We start from the raw sequence: 16,516 nt of genomic DNA, 5'->3' as shown, positions 1-16,516 counted from the left end.
AAACCCCAGTGACCTGGGGTTTTTAATTATTCAACTTATCACGATGGCTTACTGTGGCTTGCTATCGTTGTTATCGGATGAATTATTTTCATCAGATTTTTCAGTTGGCTCTTCTGGTTGAGTTTCAGCTGGCTTTGCTTCAGGTTTTGATGCGCTAGTCGCTGCACCAAATGAACCTGTCACATTGTTCACTTTTTTATCCTCATCCCAGCCTGCTGGCGCACGTACTGGACGGCGGTTCATCAGGTCGTCAATCATTGGCATATCGATAGTTTCATATTTCAATAATGCATCTTTCATCGCATGCAGAATATCCATATTGTCAGTTAAGGTTTTATGTGCAACCTCATAACCACGGTCGATAATTGCTTTAATTTCTTCGTCAATGATGCGTGCAGTTTCATCCGAGTAAGTCGAGCTATGTCCTGAACGACCTAAGAATGCTGGGCCTTCTTCTTCAGAATATAACACTGGACCTAACTTGTCAGAGAAGCCCCACTGAGTCACCATTTTTCTCGCTGTGCTAGTTGCTTGCTGAATATCACCTGATGCGCCGGTTGAGATTTTGTCATAACCGTAGATCAGTTCTTCCGCAATACGACCGCCGTATGTACTTGCGATATTACCCTCTAATTTTTGACGGCTTGCACTGATTTGGTCGCCTTCAGGTAAGTAGAAAGTCACACCTAATGCACGACCGCGAGGAATAATAGTCACTTTATGAACAGGGTCATGCTCTGGCATTAAGTAACCAACAATTGCGTGTCCAGCTTCATGATAAGCAGTAGATTCTTTTTGCTCTTCAGTCATCATCAGTGAGCGATGCTCTGCACCCAGCCACACTTTATCACGCGCTCTTTCGAATTCAGCCATCGTTACAACGCGTTTATTTTCACGCGCTGCAAACAGTGCAGCTTCGTTCACTAAGTTAGCCAATTCAGCACCGGAGAAACCAGGTGTTGCACGAGCCAAGATAGTTGTATCAACCGCAGGGTCGATAGGCACACGACGCATATGAACTTTTAAGATTTGCTCACGACCACGAACATCAGGTAAACCAACCACAACTTGACGGTCAAAACGACCCGGACGCAATAATGCAGGATCCAGAACGTCAGCACGGTTAGTTGCCGCGATCACGATAATACCTTCATTACCTTCGAAACCATCCATCTCAACCAGCATCTGGTTCAGTGTCTGCTCACGTTCATCGTGACCACCACCTAAACCGGCACCACGTTGACGACCAACAGCATCGATTTCATCGATAAAGATAATACAAGGCGCCGCTTTTTTTGCTTGCTCGAACATATCACGAACACGTGAAGCACCCACGCCCACAAACATTTCCACGAAGTCTGAACCGGAAATGGTAAAGAATGGTACTTTCGCTTCACCAGCAATGGCTTTAGCCAGTAATGTTTTACCTGTACCCGGCGGTCCTACCATCAGGACACCCTTAGGAATTTTACCACCGAGTTTTTGGAAACGAGCAGGTTCACGTAGGAAGTCTACGATCTCCCCCACTTCCTCTTTCGCTTCATCGCAACCCGCAACATCTGCAAATGTTGTTTTTATCTGATCTTCTGTCAGCATACGGGCTTTGCTTTTACCGAATGACATCGCCCCTTTACCGCCACCACCTTGCATTTGGCGCATAAAGAAGATCCAGACACCAATCAACAGCAGCATTGGGAACCAGGAAATGAAAATAGATGTCAGTAAGCTAGGTTCTTCTGGTGGTTCACCGACGACAGTAACATTCTTGTTTAACAAGGTGTCTAACAACTTCTCATCCTGCATAGGCAGATAAGTTGTGTAGCGGCTATTATCCGCTTTTCTGACGTTCAATTCACGACCTGTGATACGAACTTCACGTACCTGATCCTGGGCTAACTCATTGATAAACGTTGAATAATCAACTCTGCGACTATTCGAATCGCTTGGGCCAAAACTCTGGAACAAGGACATCAGAACAACTGCGATGACTAACCAGAGAATTAGGTTTTTCGCCATGTCACTCAAGGGATTAACCTCACCTTACAACTGTGTTAACAAATAACGCTCAGGGTACTATAGTTTTAGTCCTGTCGCTACAATGTATACTTCACGCGATCGTGCCCGCGAAGATTCGGGTTTACGAACTTTCACCTTCGTAAACAGGGAGCGGATATCCCTAAGGTATTCGTCAAAGCCTTCTCCCTGAAACACTTTAACGATAAAACTTCCCCCAGGAGCCAATACCGCACGGCACATATCCAATGCTAGTTCAACCAGATACATAGAGCGGGGAATATCCACTGCTGGTGTTCCGCTCATGTTTGGGGCCATGTCAGACATAACCACTTGTACTTTTTTATCGCCAACTCGCTCTAACAAAGCAGCCAGTACAGCTTCGTCACGAAAATCCCCTTGGAGGAAATCCACGCCGACGATTGGGTCCACTGGTAATAGGTCACAAGCAATAATACGACCATTGTGACCGATTTGGCCGACAACATATTGCGACCACCCACCAGGAGCAGCCCCTAAATCAACAACGGTCATACCTGGTTTAAAAATCTTATCACTTTGCTGGATTTCATCCAGTTTAAACCATGCACGCGAGCGGAGCCCTTTCTTTTGTGCTTGCTGAACATATTTATCACTAAAATGTTCTTGCAACCAACGACTGGAGCTTGCCGAACGTTTTTTATTGGCCATTGCACTTTCCAACTATACTAATAGAAATACATTTCCCGACATTCTTCAAGTTACAGGGAGTTAGCTTCATTTTTTCTACCCAAGTCACATAAATAGCGCTGTTTATCGGGAGAGTGTTAACGTGCTGCCTACTTGTCACTGGATTACTTTCGGGTAATCATTAGCTGCTTCTTTACCATCGAATAAGATTAATAGATGGTGATAGTGATCAGATGGCGGTAGAATATGCCATTTTCAATACTAACCAAGCAAAAAATCGATGAATCTTAACAAAAAACAAGTTCAACACCTAAAAAGTCTCGCTCATCACTTAAACCCAGTTGTTATGATTGGCAACAATGGTTTAACTGAGGGTGTTTTGGCTGAAATCGAAGTCTCATTAACACATCATGAGCTTATCAAAGTCAAAATCGCTGGCGAAGATCGTGAAACTAAAAATTTGATCGCTGAAGCGATTGTTCGCGAAACTGGTGCAGCAAATGTTCAAGTTATCGGTAAAATTCTCGTTCTCTACCGTCCATCGGCTGAGCGCAAAATTAGTTTACCTAAATAATAACTGCTCATTTATATAAAAATGCCATTGAAAGCATATTTTATATGACGAAAAAGGCCGCCTGCGGCCTTTCTCTCTAAATCAGTAAAATAATATAACCAATTCAGGGAAATAGGAATCAGATATACTCAACTTTAAGAATTTCGAACTCAACATCCCCGCCCGGCGTCTTAATCATTACGACATCATCAACTTCTTTACCCACTAGTCCACGCGCAATTGGTGAATTCACTGAAATTAAGTTCACTTTAATATCAGCTTCATCATCACCTACGATGCGGTAGGTTAACTCTTCATCAGTATCCAAATTCAATACGGTAACCGTCGCACCAAAGATCACTCGGCCATTATTTGCCATTTTGGTAACGTCAATCACTTGAGAGTGAGAAAGTTTAGATTCAATTTCTTGAATACGACCTTCACAAAAGCCTTGTTGCTCACGCGCCGCATGATATTCAGCGTTTTCTTTTAAATCGCCATGTTCACGAGCTTCTGCAATAGAAGCAATAATTTCAGGACGACGGACAGATTTCAGATACTCGAGCTCTTCTCTTAGCTTGTTAGCACCAAATACCGTCATTGGAATCTGTTTCATTTGATAAATACCTCTAATTCAATCCTATCTAAAAATAAGTATCTTCCTGATTTTGTAACAACAGTACACCGAACACCATGATATGTAGGGGGGTGTTCAAAAACTTAAGGTGTCAATAACTCAATCAGACCAACTTGTGCCTTATCTTATCATACTGTTCGCTATTTTAACTGAGAGTTAATAGCGGATCATCGTTTACTTTATTGGGCATTACACTTTAGTATGTGCAGTATGTCTACCCTAATGCGTGAAATATATGTCGCTATTAACATCAACCAGAAAATTAATCTTCACTTTAGGACTTGTATTCATTACTTCGCAAGCATCTGCCATCCCTATCGATGATTATAAGCAGTATCTCCCTGACGGCACTAACCTTGCTCTGGTTGCGCAGAAAGTAGGAAGTAATACCCCTCTTATTGATTATAACGCTCAACAAATGGCTCTGCCTGCCAGTACGCAGAAAGTCGTCACCGCCCTCGCTGCATTATTACAGCTAGGTCCGGACTACCGTTTCGTCACTAACTTCGAGACCAACGGAAAGCTCAATAACAATACGTTATCCGGTGATTTGGTGATTCGCTTTAGTGGTGACCCTACGTTAACACGTCAGCAAATCCGCAATATGGTCAATGCGTTAAAGCAGATTGGTATTCATAAAGTCGATGGTGATCTCATTGTCGATATTTCGGCTTTTGCGAGTCATGATAAAGCACCGGGCTGGGTATGGAATGATATGACTCAGTGCTTCAGTGCTCCACCGGCCGCTGCCATCATTGATAGAAACTGTTTCTCTGTTTCCCTTTATCCCTCAGATAAAGCAGGAGAAATGGCGTATATCAAAACAGCCAGCTTCTATCCTGTAAACATGTTTAGTGAAGTCAAAACTCTTGCTAAAGGCTCACCAGAAGCTCGCTATTGCGAGTTAGATGTGGTTCCTGGGGAATTGAATCGCTATACATTAACAGGCTGCTTAACCCAGCGTAGTGAGCCATTACCGCTCGCATTTGCAGTGCAAAATGGGGCGAGCTACTCCGGTGCTATCGTCAAAAATGAGTTGCAGGTCGCGGGCATTGAATTGTCTGGCGCGGTTAAAAAACGCACCCAGCAGACGCCACAATCCCAAGTACTCGTCAAAACTGAATCCAAACCGCTACATGACCTCTTAAAAATCATGCTGAAAAAGTCTGATAACATGATAGCGGATACAGTATTTAGAACGATTGGTCGTGATTATTACGGTGTTCCGGGTACCTGGCGATCCGGCTCTGATGCAGTAAGACAAGTCCTCAAGCAGAAAGCGGGTATTGATTTAGGAAATACCGTGATGGTGGATGGCTCTGGCTTATCTCGCCACAATTTGATCACGCCGGCGACCATGATGCAAGTTTTGCAATTTATAGCTAAAAATGACCAGCAGCTGGATTACATTTCGATGCTACCACTTGCTGGGCATGATGGAACATTGCGCTACCGTGGTGGTTTAGATGAGGCTGGAGTCAATGGCAAGGTGTCAGCGAAAACTGGTGCATTACAAGGGGTTTATAACCTTGCAGGCTTTATTACTACCGCAAGCGGTGAAAAAGTGGCATTCGTCCAGTTCATTTCCGCTTATGCCGTGCCACAAAGCCAATATAATAGCCGCCGTGTACCTTTAGTTCGCTTTGAAAGCCGCCTCTATCGCGATCTTTACCAAAAGAACTGATCTCCCTGAGGATCCTTTTAAGATCTTCATAATAAAAAAGGCACAACCTTCGCAAGTTGTGCCTTTTTATATGACTCAAAGATAATTATTTTTGGTAGATAAATTCGACGCCTTCGTCGTCATCTTCATCCCAATCATCATCCCAATCGTCATCAAGATCATCTGCACCAGATAGCTGCTCTTTGTGGTAATCATCCCACATAAATTCAACTTTCTCTGGTTGGCTGTTTTCATCTTCAACGGCCATATCACGCGGCTGAGTATTCATGAACTCCATGATATCCCAACACAGTGCTTTCACACCTTCGTGGTTTACAGCAGAAATCATATAATACTTATCTTCCCAGCCCATACCTTTAGCAATTTCAGCTGCACGTTTGGCAGACTCTTCTTCACCTAAGATATCCACTTTGTTGAAGACTAACCAGCGTGGTTTCTGAGCCAGTTTTTCACTGTATTTTTCTAACTCACCCACAATGATCTTGGCGTTTTCCACCGGATCAGATTCATCGATTGGGCAAATGTCGATAAGATGCAGCAGTACGCGGCAACGCTCTAAGTGCTTCAGGAATTGGATCCCAAGTCCTGCACCTTCCGCAGCACCTTCGATCAATCCTGGAATATCTGCAACCACAAAGCTCTGCTCGTTATCCATACGTACCACGCCGAGGCTTGGAACCAAGGTTGTAAATGGATAGTCAGCAACTTTTGGCTTCGCTGCTGATACTGAACGAATAAATGTGGATTTACCGGCATTCGGCATACCCAGCATTCCGACGTCAGCAAGTAACATCAGCTCTAATAAGATTTCGCGCGTTTCACCTTTCGTTCCCATGGTACGCTGACGCGGTGCACGGTTAACAGAAGATTTAAAACGAGTATTACCAAGCCCATGGAAGCCGCCTTTAGCGACCATATGGCGTTGATCGTGACGAGTCATGTCACAGAGTACTTCATTAGTGCCAAGATCGCGTACACGCGTTCCTACAGGGACTTTAACCGTGATGTCTTCACCACGCTTACCTGTACACTCACGGCTTTGACCATTTTGACCACGTTCTGCACGAAATGATTTTTCAAAACGGTAGTCAATCAGTGTGTTGAGGTTTTCGTCTGCCTGTAAATAGACATCACCACCGTCACCACCGTCACCACCGTCAGGTCCACCTTTCGGGATATATTTTTCACGGCGGAAGCTGACACAACCATTGCCACCATCTCCTGCCACGACCAAAATTTTGGCTTCATCTACAAATTTCATAATTCTTTCTCCGTCTGCTGGCCATTATAGTGCCTGATGGCGGTATTACCCAGAGATGGCATATTCTGAATATAAAAAGCCCCGCAAAAGGTTTTTGCAGGGCTTTAATTCAAAAATTAAAAGTCAGAAAACTTATTCAGCTTCGATGCTGATAAATTTACGATTGTTAGGACCTTTAACTTCAAATTTAACTTTACCGTCCGCTAATGCGAACAGAGTGTGGTCACGGCCACAACCAACGTTGTTACCTGCGTGGAACTTAGTACCACGTTGACGAACGATGATGCTACCTGCTAATACAGCTTCACCACCAAAACGTTTAACACCTAAACGTTTTGCTTCTGAGTCACGACCGTTACGAGTCGAACCACCAGCCTTTTTGTGTGCCATTAATCTGCTCTCCTAAATCTTAAGCGATGACAGTGATCTTAACATCAGTGAACCACTGACGGTGACCTTGCTGCTTACGGCTGTGTTTACGACGACGGAACTTAACGATTTTAACTTTATCGCCACGACCGTGTGCAACCACTTCCGCTTTCACTTTAACGCCTTCAACGATAGGAGCACCGATTTGGATCTCATCGCCATTAGCAACCATCAGAACGTGATCAAATTCAACAGTTTCACCTGTTGCGATGTCCAGCTTTTCTAGGCGGACAGTTTGACCTTCGCTAACTCGGTGTTGTTTACCACCACTTTGGAAAACCGCGTACATATTAACTCCGCTTTCCGCGTACTCGCTAAATATTTCAATTCCAGAGCACGCTATAAAATATTCACAATAGGGCGCGAATTCTACGCAAAAAAGCAGCAGAACACAAGCCTATAATGCAGTTAGATTACAAAAAATACGACTTTTTTATCAGCCCTATCTTTTTTCGGCTGATTTCTCAGGAATATCTTTAATTGTTACTTATTTAAACATTTTTTGCATTTCACCCGATAATCTTATTATTAATAGTGTTATGCTTACGCTATTACTGTGATATCGGTTTTCCCATTTTTGGCTTAGGGAATGCCCCAAAAACTAATAATATGAATATATTACAATGAATTTAGAATCTATCGTTGAACTGACAGCCGAGGATATGTCAGCAGTAAATGAAGCGATCCTCAGCCAATTAAACTCAGACGTAGCATTAATCAATCAATTAGGTTATTACATCGTTAGCGGAGGCGGAAAAAGGATCCGTCCAATGATCGCGATCCTCGCAGGACGATCCCTAGGCTATTCTGAACATAAGCATATTCAAGTTGCTGCATTAATCGAATTCATCCATACCGCCACTTTATTACACGATGATGTGGTCGATGAATCAGATATGCGTCGTGGAAAACAGACAGCTAATGCTGTATTTGGTAACGCGGCAAGCGTATTAGTAGGTGACTTTATTTATACTCGATCCTTTCAAATGATGACGGATCTTGATTCGATGCGTGTTTTAAAATTGATGTCTGAAGCCACCAACGTGATTGCTGAAGGTGAAGTTTTACAATTAATGAACTGCAACGATCCTGATATTACTGAAGAGAGCTACATGCAAGTGATCTACAGTAAAACTGCGCGTCTATTTGAAGCGGCTTCTCATGCGTCCGCTATCTTAGCCAATGCCACGCCTGAGCAAGAGAAAGCGCTGCAAGATTATGGTCGCTACATTGGGACCGCATTCCAGTTAGTTGACGATCTTCTAGATTATGATGCAGATAATACCCAGTTAGGTAAAAACACTGGAGATGATCTCGATGAAGGTAAACCAACACTACCACTGTTACATGCAATGCAACATGGTAATGCAGAAGAGTCAGCACTAATTAGACAAGCAATTGAGCAAGGAAATGGTCGCCATCTATTAGACACTGTCCTTGGTACAATGAAACGCTGCGGCTCATTAGAATACACTTACCAACGCGCTCAGGAAGAAGCTCAAAAAGCCATTGATGCTTTAAATGCCCTTGAAGACTCTGTGTATAAAGAAGCATTGATTGGTTTAGCGCATGTTGCTATTCAGCGCCATTCATAATCACCGTTAGAGCTCTAAACCAATATTGAAAAGGGTGAAAACAATTTCACCCTTTTTTATGGTTATTCATCTTCTGGTTCAGGCTCTATTTTTGCCAATAGCGATGATAACCCGTGACGCAAAATATATTTCACAAATATTTTGCGCTCATCTTCCGTCAGTTGGTAATAAGCCTCAGACCAAATTTGCAGTGCATCAATACGTTGCACTTGATACGGTGCCGATGGCTCATGAAGTGACAGCTGACCTTGGATCTCACTCGGCAAGCTTTCCATATAGTATTCAACGGCCTTCCCTTGAACACCTCTTTTACGACGACTTTTCCAACCTTCCCTTCTCGCCATCAAGTTAATTCCCTGAGGTGATGATGGAAGACCTTCTAATCCTGCTAATTCTTTCGCAGTGAACCACAATTTTTTCATAATATCACTTTTACGCTTAGCTTATATTTTGCAACCTGCTTTTGTCGCTATACCAAAGTTATTTTTCTAAAAATTTATTCGATTCAATACCGTACGTAATCTATGTATGGCTATTTTGATTAATAAGATGAATTAAAGCTAAAGCACCTTTGCGCATAATAAACGATAAGATCGCCACGCGTTCATCATGGGAAAGCTGGTTATAAGTTTCTTGCCAAATATGCGCATGTTCATCACGTTTGACTTGATAGCCTCCCGAAGTTTCATACATCACCGTGAACTCTTCGAGATTAATGGGAACCGAGCTAATATGGTATTCCAATGCTTTTCCTTGAATACCTCGTCGTTTTCGACTCAACCATTTTTCTCGCCTCGCCATAGCATTAATACCTTGGGTGCTTGTCGGTAGCCCTTGGCGCCCAACGAGCTCTTTGGCTGTTAACCATTCCTTGTTCATTATCGACGCTCCTTGTCATCATGATGACGACTTCGATTAACTATAAACTTTCTTTATTTTCTTAATCGTTTCAATATCCATTTTTAATATTCAAATATAATAGTTAATAAATTATATCGATATAGATAATTTCTTTTGTATATCCGCTAGTTATACCAATAACTTTGTATTAACTATTTTATATCTATGGATTTTATAGTGCTGACTAAGAAATTCATTCTTTTCAAATAATTCAATACATTATTAAGAAATATAAATCTTCTCGATAAACAGAATAAATATAAGAAAATATAAAAAATAGAGAGTTAACTAAAATGAGTTATTTTTATTTTCAAAGTGTTAGCTGAATTCACAATAATCATCTGAACCTTTCCGTTATTTTCATAAAAACAACGACAGTTTCATAAAAATGAATTTTTAGAAAAAATCAGAAATTATTATTGGGAAATTCTGTTATTTTATTTCCAATAACAGAACGATTGCACTGAATGTATCACAATACTCTGTTAGATGTACCACTAACTCTACATGATTCTGAGTGAAAAAAGGATTAAAAAATGATGTTACGGAAATCAAACTGGCACCCAGCAGATATCATTGCAGCTTTACGCAAACGTGGAACAACCCTAGCGGCGATTTCTCGTGAAGCAGGGCTTAGCTCGTCAACGCTCGCGAATGCGCTATCGAGACCTTGGCCTAAAGGAGAATGGATCATCGCAAACTTTTTAGGTATTCATCCATCAGAAATCTGGCCTAGTCGCTATTACGATCCAATGACGGGTGATTTATTAGAAAGAAAAGTTCGAGAAAAGCCAAAGAAAATCGAGGAAACAAACGAATTAGAAAACAGGGAGCCAGAAAAAGAACATATCTAATATCAGTCGCTATTTTTGATCAGAACTGAAAGATAAAGCCCATTATTATTTTCTTTAAAAACAGCAAGATTAATTCATTGTACCTTCAAGGGGTTTCCCCTTATTTTGATCAGTGAAAACTTATCGAGTATAAAAATAAAGGGCGGAATCGCATGAAAGCAACTCCGCCCTTATTTAAGCGCGAATTCTTAATTGGCATTAGCCATTAATGAATTTTTCACCTAATTCAATATCTGCTTTCAGTACGCTTAACATATCTTTCAGTGCTTTCTCTTCAAATGCACTTAATTTACCAATTGGTAAATGTTTTTCGATTCCGTTTTTGCCTAATACAACAGGTTGAGCGAAGAAGCGAGCGTGTTCGCCTTCACCTTCAGTGTATACACACTCAACCACATTGCTTTCACCTTGTAGACCACGGATCAAAGATAAGCCCAGGCGTGCTGCCGCTTGGCCCATAGACAGTGTTGCAGATCCGCCACCCGCTTTAGCTTCAACCACTTCAGTACCTGCGTTTTGAATACGCTTAGTCAGTGCTGAGATTTCTTCATCAGTGAAGCTGACACCAGGAATTTGAGACAGTAATGGCAGGATTGTCACACCCGAGTGACCACCGATAACTGGCACTTCAACTTCGTGAGTTTTCTTACCTTTTAATTCAGCAACGAAAGTATTTGAACGGATGATATCCAGTGTCGTTACACCGAACAGACGGTTTTTATCATACACGCCAGCTTTCTTCAGAACTTCAGCAGCGATAGCAACGGTTGTGTTCACTGGGTTAGTAATAATACCGATCAGTGCTTTCGGGCAGGTGACCGCGATTTGTTGAACAAGGTTACGTACAATACCTGCGTTCACATTGAACAGGTCAGAGCGATCCATACCTGGCTTACGTGCAACACCCGCAGAAATTAATACTACGTCCGCACCTTTCAGTGCTGGGGTCGCATCTTCACCCGCAAAACCAACCACTTTAACGTCGGTAGGGATGTGGCTTAAGTCAGCTGCAACACCTGGAGTTACTGGCGCGATGTCGTAGAGGGAGAGTTCTGAACCTGCTGGGAGCTGGTTTTTGAGAAGAAGGGCGAGAGCCTGACCGATACCACCTGCTGCACCTAGGACTGCAACTTTCATTCTAAAACTCCTTAATTGTACTTTAAAATATATGAATTCATCTGACTATGCACTAAACACATTACTTATAAAAAACAATTCTTTAACAGTTAGAGAGAAGTGTTAACGCGAGATAAATCACCAACACAATAGTTCTATTCTAAACAAATTCCTTATCTGTTAATGAGATAACGGACACTTTTTTAACAAATAGTTTTTATTGCTATTGCATTTAACATTAAACCCAATTTTATTTGATGATTTATTCAGCACCGCTTAATTATTTAACAAATTTTTCACAGTAACTTATTGTTAAATCAATCCATTTTTAGGATAAATTTCGAACTAACAATTTAAGATAAACCCCTTATTATTACCAGAAAATACTTATCTAAAATTGCTCATTAAACACTCAAAAAATCAATTTTCTTGCATAAAAATGCACTTTTCAACATAATACAACTCAGTTTAATACCAAAAGATGGGTTAATTATGCGCACTATGTCGAAACAAGAAGACTTGGTAAAAGCCTTTAAGGCACTCCTTAAAGAAGAAAAATTCAGTTCACAAGCCGAAATTGTGATCGCTCTTCAAGAACAAGGCTTCGAAAACATTAATCAATCTAAAATTTCCAGAATGTTGACGAAGTTTGGTGCAGTACGTACCCGCAACGCAAAAATGGAAATGGTGTATTGCTTACCAACCGAGCCTGGTGTCCCCACTGCCACCAGCCCGCTGAAGAATTTAGTTCTGGATGTTGATTACAACCATTCTGTTGTTGTGATCCGTACTAGCCCAGGAGCAGCACAGTTAATTGCTCGCCTGTTAGATTCCTTAGGCAAAGCTGAAGGCATCTTAGGCAGCATCGCTGGCGATGATACAATTTTCTCAACGCCAACCAACGATTTCACAACGCGTGAACTGTACGAAGCCATTTTGGTGCTTTTCGAACAAGAACTTTAGTCCTTTCGAAAAATTTTAGATATCGAAAAAGAGGGAACCCAGTTCCCTCTTTGTATTTTTAATTCTATAGTGACGCGTCTTCCACTGATTCATATCGAGATAAGCCCGTGTTATTTGAGATTTTACGGAATATCGTTCACTACGGTTTCCATTTTTTAGTGCCCTTTTTATTTGGCTATTTATTTTGGCGAAAAAACTGGAAGCTTGCTGGGCTCTTAATGGTTTCCACCATGGCTATCGACCTTGATCACCTTCTCGCCGATCCTATATTCGATCCTGATCGTTGCGGCGTAGGCTTCCACCCTATGCACACCATTTGGGCTGCTATTGCTTATGTCGTCTTATTTTTCTTTCCTTCATGGAAACTCAAAGCTATCGCCGTCGGCTGTCTGTTTCACTTATTGACAGACTCGGTGGATTGTTATCTTGGAAGTGTTAAAAAAGAGATGCAAGGCACGGTATTAAGCTGCTCCGGGCAACCAGAACGCGCAAACGTCGAGCTTCTTCAACAGCTATAACGAAAAAGCCCTAACTGAAGTTAGGGCTTTGATTCACGATAGCGCTTATAGACTATTCGTCAGATTTGGCTTCGGCTTTATGTTTTAGTCCTGCCAGCAGTTTTTCATGAATACCACCAAAACCGCCATTACTCATCACCAGGATATGGTCACCGGGCTGAGCCGTCTCAACCACCATATTGGCGAGAGTATCAATATCTGCGTGCCAACGCGCAGGCTGCACACAATGCTCTGCAATTTCAGTGACCATCCACGGAATATTGCTAGGTTGGAATAAGAAGACTTCATCTGCACGCCCTAAAGCTGGCGCGATATCATTCTTACTGATCCCCATTTTCATGGTATTTGAACGAGGTTCCAGCACAGCAATAATACGAGAAGTACCGCCTACTTTGCTACGTAATGCTTCTAACGTCGCTAAAATTGCCGTTGGATGATGAGCGAAGTCATCATAAACACTGACATTATTTTCAACGCCACGTAACTCAAGACGGCGACGGGCGTTAATAAATTTATCCAACGCTAAGCAAGCTTCTTTCGCCGGTACGCCAACATGGTGTGCAGCGGCAATCGCCATCAAGCCATTTTGGATATTATGATTACCTACTTGCGACCAGTTTACTTCACCCACTTTTTGCTGCTGGTAATATACTTCGAACTGGCTGCCATCATGATTGAGTTTCACGGCATGCCACTCACCGTTTTCTCCCACCAATTCTTGTTCACTCCAACACCCCATGTTCATCACTTGCTTGAGATTATTGTCGTTACTTGGCATAAAGATTTTGCCGCTACTTGGCACAATGCGAACCAGGTGATGAAATTGTTTTTGAATCGCTTCGAGATTTTCAAAAATATCCGCGTGATCGAATTCGAGGTTATTCAAAATCAGCGTTTTCGGGCTGTAATGCACGAATTTAGATCGCTTATCAAAGAATGCGCAATCATATTCATCCGCTTCAATAACAAAGAAAGGGCTTTTACCAATCTGGGACGAAACATCAAAGTTACCCGGAACACCGCCAATCAAAAAGCCTGGTTCATAACCACAATCTTGTAGGATCCACGCCAGCATACCCGCGGTTGTTGTTTTACCGTGAGTCCCTGCAACGGCTAATACCCAGCGCTCAGGAAGGACATGGTCATGGAGCCATTGTGGTCCAGAAGTATAAGGTAAACCACGTTCTAATACGGCTTCAACACAGGGATTTCCACGGGTCATCGCATTCCCAATCACCACCATATCAGGGGCTGGCTCTAACTGCGCAGGGTCGAATCCTTGAATTAGTTCAATGCCTTGTTTTTCAAGCAATGTACTCATCGGTGGGTAGACGTTTGCGTCAGACCCAGTCACTTTGTGCCCTAACGAACGAGCCAAAATGGCTAAGCTGCCCATAAAGGTTCCGCATATGCCTAAAATATGTATGTGCATTCTTTTCCATCCAATAGCATGAGGTTTGTCACTATTCTACTCATCAATCACAGGTTTATAAATGTATTAGCCTATTAATCTTTTCTTTATTTAGATAAACTCTCCGCCCGAGGGTACAATAAAGACCCGCAAATTTCTGTCAATTTTATTCAGGACCTTCGTCATGAAAACATTAGGCGAATTCATCGTCGAAAAGCAACAAGATTTTCCTCATGCAACAGGTGAGCTGACTGCATTACTGTCAGCAATCAAACTGGGCGCTAAAATTATCCATCGTGATATTAACAAAGCTGGACTCGTTGACATTCTCGGCACAAGCGGTGTTTCGAATGTTCAAGGTGAAGTTCAGATGAAGCTTGACCTGTATGCAAACGAAAAACTGAAAGCGGCTTTGAAAGCGCGCGGAGAAGTCGCTGGTATCGCCTCAGAAGAAGAAGATGAAATCGTCATTTTCGAAGGTGATCGTGCAGAAAACGCGAAATATGTCGTTTTAATGGACCCTCTGGATGGTTCTTCGAATATCGATGTAAACGTTTCCGTTGGAACAATCTTCTCTATCTATCACCGTATTACCCCAATTGGTCAACCGGTTACAGAAGCTGACTTCTTACAACCAGGTAACCGCCAAGTTGCTGCTGGCTATGTGGTTTACGGTTCATCAACTATGCTGGTGTACACCACCGGTTTCGGCGTTCATGCCTTCACCTACGACCCATCATTAGGTGTATTCTGTCTGTCTCATGAAAAAGTCATGTTCCCAGCAGAAGGTAAAATGTATTCCATTAACGAAGGTAACTACATCAAGTTCCCTATGGGCGTTAAGAAATATATTAAATACTGTCAGGAAGAAGACAAAGCGACAAACCGCCCATATACCACGCGTTATATCGGCTCTTTAGTGGCGGACTTCCACCGTAACTTACTCAAAGGCGGTATTTATATTTACCCAAGCACCGCTAGCCACCCAACTGGTAAACTGCGCCTTCTGTACGAATGCAACCCAATTTCATTCTTAGCAGAACAAGCGGGTGGTAAAGCAAGTGATGGTACTAACCGCGTGTTAGACATCATCCCAACCAAGCTGCATCAACGTGTTCCGTTCTTTGTGGGAACGAAAGCCATGGTTGAGAAAGCGGAATCCTTCATGCGTGAGTACCCTGACGCAGAATAATCAAACATTTCGTTTGACCTGAAGGCGAGACTCTCTCGCCTTTTTTGACTGAATTTCTCTCCAACTAGTGAGTTTTACCTCTCTTTGCGGCTATAATGTCCCCCACGTTATTTTAAGCACTCATAAGGATACATTTTAATGGGCCTGAACAATGTACCGGCAGGTAAAGAACTGCCTGAAGATATCTACGTAATCATCGAAATCCCAGCTAACGCTGATCCAATCAAATATGAAGTTGATAAAGAATCTGGCGCACTGTTTGTAGACCGTTTCATGTCTACTGCGATGTTCTATCCGTGCAACTACGGTTACATCAACAACACCCTGTCTTTAGATGGTGACCCAGTTGACGTTTTAGTACCAACTCCATATCCATTACAACCAGGTTCAGTCATCCGTTGCCGCCCAGTTGGCGTACTGAAAATGACTGACGAATCTGGTGAAGATGCGAAATTAGTTGCAGTACCGCACACTAAACTGAGCAAAGAATACGATCACATCAAAGATGTGAACGACATTCCTGAACTGCTGCGTGCGCAAATCACTCACTTCTTTGAGCATTACAAAGATTTAGAAAAAGGTAAGTGGGTTAAAGTTGACGGTTGGGAGAATGCAGAAGCAGCTAAAGCTGAAATCATCGCTTCTTTCGAACGCGCTGCAAAGAAATAATTAATCCCTTCTGTGGATAGAAAAGCACTGGTTTTGACCAGTGCTTTTTTTT

General features: G+C 42.3%; 18 protein-coding genes. 8 read left to right on the top strand and 10 right to left on the bottom strand.

What is annotated here, in order from left to right; all coding sequences use genetic code 11:
- Window positions 1–48: 48 nt before the first annotated feature.
- Together ftsH and rlmE are read right to left on the bottom strand one after the other, a co-directional pair.
- The gene (gene ftsH, locus GKR71_RS07470; RefSeq protein ID WP_036949042.1) at window positions 49–2,016 is read right to left on the bottom strand and encodes an ATP-dependent zinc metalloprotease FtsH; all 1,968 of its coding nucleotides are present in this window, start codon (window positions 2,014–2,016) and stop codon (window positions 49–51) included.
- A gap of 57 nt (window positions 2,017–2,073) precedes the next feature.
- Entirely contained in the window at window positions 2,074–2,703 is a 630-nt protein-coding gene (gene rlmE, locus GKR71_RS07465) for a 23S rRNA (uridine(2552)-2'-O)-methyltransferase RlmE (protein WP_154634094.1), read from the bottom strand.
- Between the two features lie 259 nt (window positions 2,704–2,962).
- On the opposite strand from rlmE, the gene yhbY reads away from it, so the two are divergent.
- A complete protein-coding gene (gene yhbY, locus GKR71_RS07460) occupies window positions 2,963–3,256 on the top strand; it encodes a ribosome assembly RNA-binding protein YhbY (RefSeq protein ID WP_036949037.1) in 294 nt (97 codons plus the stop codon).
- 118 nt (window positions 3,257–3,374) lie between these two features.
- On the opposite strand, the gene greA is transcribed toward yhbY, so the two are convergent.
- Window positions 3,375–3,851 carry a transcription elongation factor GreA gene (gene greA, locus GKR71_RS07455; RefSeq protein WP_036949035.1) on the bottom strand — a complete coding sequence of 159 codons (477 nt, stop codon included), beginning with the start codon at window positions 3,849–3,851 and terminating at the stop codon, window positions 3,375–3,377.
- Between the two features lie 256 nt (window positions 3,852–4,107).
- Between greA and dacB the strand changes: the two genes are divergently transcribed.
- Entirely contained in the window at window positions 4,108–5,556 is a 1,449-nt protein-coding gene (dacB, locus tag GKR71_RS07450) for a serine-type D-Ala-D-Ala carboxypeptidase (RefSeq protein WP_154634093.1), read from the top strand.
- 85 nt (window positions 5,557–5,641) lie between these two features.
- Here dacB and cgtA read toward each other — a convergent pair whose 3' ends face one another.
- The 3 genes from cgtA to rplU all read right to left on the bottom strand — a co-directional run bounded on the left by cgtA (window position 5,642) and on the right by rplU (window position 7,535).
- Window positions 5,642–6,817: an Obg family GTPase CgtA gene (gene cgtA, locus GKR71_RS07445; RefSeq protein WP_036949030.1), complete on the bottom strand. Its 1,176-nt coding sequence runs from the start codon at window positions 6,815–6,817 to the stop codon at window positions 5,642–5,644.
- A 132-nt stretch (window positions 6,818–6,949) separates the two neighbouring features.
- Complete coding sequence (gene rpmA / locus GKR71_RS07440; protein WP_004905922.1) at window positions 6,950–7,207, bottom strand: 50S ribosomal protein L27; 258 nt, start codon at window positions 7,205–7,207, stop codon at window positions 6,950–6,952.
- Between the two features lie 19 nt (window positions 7,208–7,226).
- Window positions 7,227–7,535: a 50S ribosomal protein L21 gene (rplU, locus tag GKR71_RS07435; protein WP_006658010.1), complete on the bottom strand. Its 309-nt coding sequence runs from the start codon at window positions 7,533–7,535 to the stop codon at window positions 7,227–7,229.
- A gap of 334 nt (window positions 7,536–7,869) precedes the next feature.
- Here rplU and ispB point away from each other — a divergent pair, with 334 nt between their 5' ends.
- Window positions 7,870–8,841, top strand: coding sequence for an octaprenyl diphosphate synthase (gene ispB / locus GKR71_RS07430; RefSeq protein WP_036949027.1), 972 nt, complete (start codon window positions 7,870–7,872; stop codon window positions 8,839–8,841).
- A 62-nt stretch (window positions 8,842–8,903) separates the two neighbouring features.
- On the opposite strand, the gene GKR71_RS07425 is transcribed toward ispB, so the two are convergent.
- Together GKR71_RS07425 and GKR71_RS07420 are read right to left on the bottom strand one after the other, a co-directional pair.
- Window positions 8,904–9,263, bottom strand: coding sequence for a DNA-binding protein (locus tag GKR71_RS07425; protein WP_036949025.1), 360 nt, complete (start codon window positions 9,261–9,263; stop codon window positions 8,904–8,906).
- A gap of 100 nt (window positions 9,264–9,363) precedes the next feature.
- On the bottom strand, window positions 9,364–9,720 hold the full coding sequence (locus GKR71_RS07420) for a DNA-binding protein (RefSeq protein WP_036949022.1): 357 nt from the start codon (window positions 9,718–9,720) through the stop codon (window positions 9,364–9,366).
- Window positions 9,721–10,277: 557 nt separating this feature from the next.
- On the opposite strand from GKR71_RS07420, the gene GKR71_RS07415 reads away from it, so the two are divergent.
- The gene (locus GKR71_RS07415; protein ID WP_036949019.1) at window positions 10,278–10,595 is read left to right on the top strand and encodes a helix-turn-helix domain-containing protein; all 318 of its coding nucleotides are present in this window, start codon (window positions 10,278–10,280) and stop codon (window positions 10,593–10,595) included.
- A gap of 198 nt (window positions 10,596–10,793) precedes the next feature.
- Here the strand turns inward: GKR71_RS07415 and mdh are convergent, their stop codons facing one another.
- Window positions 10,794–11,732 (bottom strand): malate dehydrogenase, encoded by a 939-nt coding sequence (gene mdh / locus GKR71_RS07410; RefSeq protein ID WP_036949016.1) that lies wholly within the window; start codon window positions 11,730–11,732, stop codon window positions 10,794–10,796.
- A gap of 471 nt (window positions 11,733–12,203) precedes the next feature.
- Here mdh and argR point away from each other — a divergent pair, with 471 nt between their 5' ends.
- Together argR and GKR71_RS07400 are read left to right on the top strand one after the other, a co-directional pair.
- The gene (gene argR, locus GKR71_RS07405; protein ID WP_036949013.1) at window positions 12,204–12,674 is read left to right on the top strand and encodes a transcriptional regulator ArgR; all 471 of its coding nucleotides are present in this window, start codon (window positions 12,204–12,206) and stop codon (window positions 12,672–12,674) included.
- A 107-nt stretch (window positions 12,675–12,781) separates the two neighbouring features.
- Window positions 12,782–13,192: a DUF6122 family protein gene (locus tag GKR71_RS07400; protein WP_036949011.1), complete on the top strand. Its 411-nt coding sequence runs from the start codon at window positions 12,782–12,784 to the stop codon at window positions 13,190–13,192.
- Between the two features lie 52 nt (window positions 13,193–13,244).
- Here the strand turns inward: GKR71_RS07400 and mpl are convergent, their stop codons facing one another.
- A complete protein-coding gene (gene mpl, locus GKR71_RS07395) occupies window positions 13,245–14,624 on the bottom strand; it encodes a UDP-N-acetylmuramate:L-alanyl-gamma-D-glutamyl-meso-diaminopimelate ligase (protein ID WP_036949009.1) in 1,380 nt (459 codons plus the stop codon).
- 163 nt (window positions 14,625–14,787) lie between these two features.
- Between mpl and fbp the strand changes: the two genes are divergently transcribed.
- Together fbp and ppa are read left to right on the top strand one after the other, a co-directional pair.
- On the top strand, window positions 14,788–15,795 hold the full coding sequence (gene fbp / locus GKR71_RS07390; RefSeq protein WP_036949007.1) for a class 1 fructose-bisphosphatase: 1,008 nt from the start codon (window positions 14,788–14,790) through the stop codon (window positions 15,793–15,795).
- Window positions 15,796–15,933: 138 nt separating this feature from the next.
- Entirely contained in the window at window positions 15,934–16,464 is a 531-nt protein-coding gene (gene ppa / locus GKR71_RS07385) for an inorganic diphosphatase (protein ID WP_006658000.1), read from the top strand.
- The last annotated feature ends 52 nt before the right edge of the window (window positions 16,465–16,516 follow it).

Origin of the sequence: Providencia sp. wls1922, assembly GCF_009706505.1 — a bacterium.
Taxonomy (GTDB): Bacteria; Pseudomonadota; Gammaproteobacteria; order Enterobacterales; family Enterobacteriaceae; genus Providencia; species Providencia lanzhouensis.
The sequence above is the reverse complement of the archived record's forward strand: the minus strand, read 5'-3'. Positions and strand labels throughout refer to the sequence as shown.

Bases quoted from the DNA above. Each gene is read 5' to 3' on its own strand.
- ftsH (WP_036949042.1), bottom strand. From the start codon at position 2,016: ATGGCGAAAAACCTAATTCTCTGGTTAGTCATCGCAGTTGTTCTGATG.
- rlmE (WP_154634094.1), bottom strand. From the start codon at position 2,703: ATGGCCAATAAAAAACGTTCGGCAAGCTCCAGTCGTTGGTTGCAAGAA.
- yhbY (WP_036949037.1), top strand. From the start codon at position 2,963: ATGAATCTTAACAAAAAACAAGTTCAACACCTAAAAAGTCTCGCTCAT.
- greA (WP_036949035.1), bottom strand. From the start codon at position 3,851: ATGAAACAGATTCCAATGACGGTATTTGGTGCTAACAAGCTAAGAGAA.
- dacB (WP_154634093.1), top strand. From the start codon at position 4,108: ATGTCGCTATTAACATCAACCAGAAAATTAATCTTCACTTTAGGACTT.
- cgtA (WP_036949030.1), bottom strand. From the start codon at position 6,817: ATGAAATTTGTAGATGAAGCCAAAATTTTGGTCGTGGCAGGAGATGGT.
- rpmA (WP_004905922.1), bottom strand. From the start codon at position 7,207: ATGGCACACAAAAAGGCTGGTGGTTCGACTCGTAACGGTCGTGACTCA.
- rplU (WP_006658010.1), bottom strand. From the start codon at position 7,535: ATGTACGCGGTTTTCCAAAGTGGTGGTAAACAACACCGAGTTAGCGAA.
- ispB (WP_036949027.1), top strand. From the start codon at position 7,870: ATGAATTTAGAATCTATCGTTGAACTGACAGCCGAGGATATGTCAGCA.
- GKR71_RS07425 (WP_036949025.1), bottom strand. From the start codon at position 9,263: ATGAAAAAATTGTGGTTCACTGCGAAAGAATTAGCAGGATTAGAAGGT.
- GKR71_RS07420 (WP_036949022.1), bottom strand. From the start codon at position 9,720: ATGAACAAGGAATGGTTAACAGCCAAAGAGCTCGTTGGGCGCCAAGGG.
- GKR71_RS07415 (WP_036949019.1), top strand. From the start codon at position 10,278: ATGATGTTACGGAAATCAAACTGGCACCCAGCAGATATCATTGCAGCT.
- mdh (WP_036949016.1), bottom strand. From the start codon at position 11,732: ATGAAAGTTGCAGTCCTAGGTGCAGCAGGTGGTATCGGTCAGGCTCTC.
- argR (WP_036949013.1), top strand. From the start codon at position 12,204: ATGCGCACTATGTCGAAACAAGAAGACTTGGTAAAAGCCTTTAAGGCA.
- mpl (WP_036949009.1), bottom strand. From the start codon at position 14,624: ATGCACATACATATTTTAGGCATATGCGGAACCTTTATGGGCAGCTTA.
- fbp (WP_036949007.1), top strand. From the start codon at position 14,788: ATGAAAACATTAGGCGAATTCATCGTCGAAAAGCAACAAGATTTTCCT.
- ppa (WP_006658000.1), top strand. From the start codon at position 15,934: ATGGGCCTGAACAATGTACCGGCAGGTAAAGAACTGCCTGAAGATATC.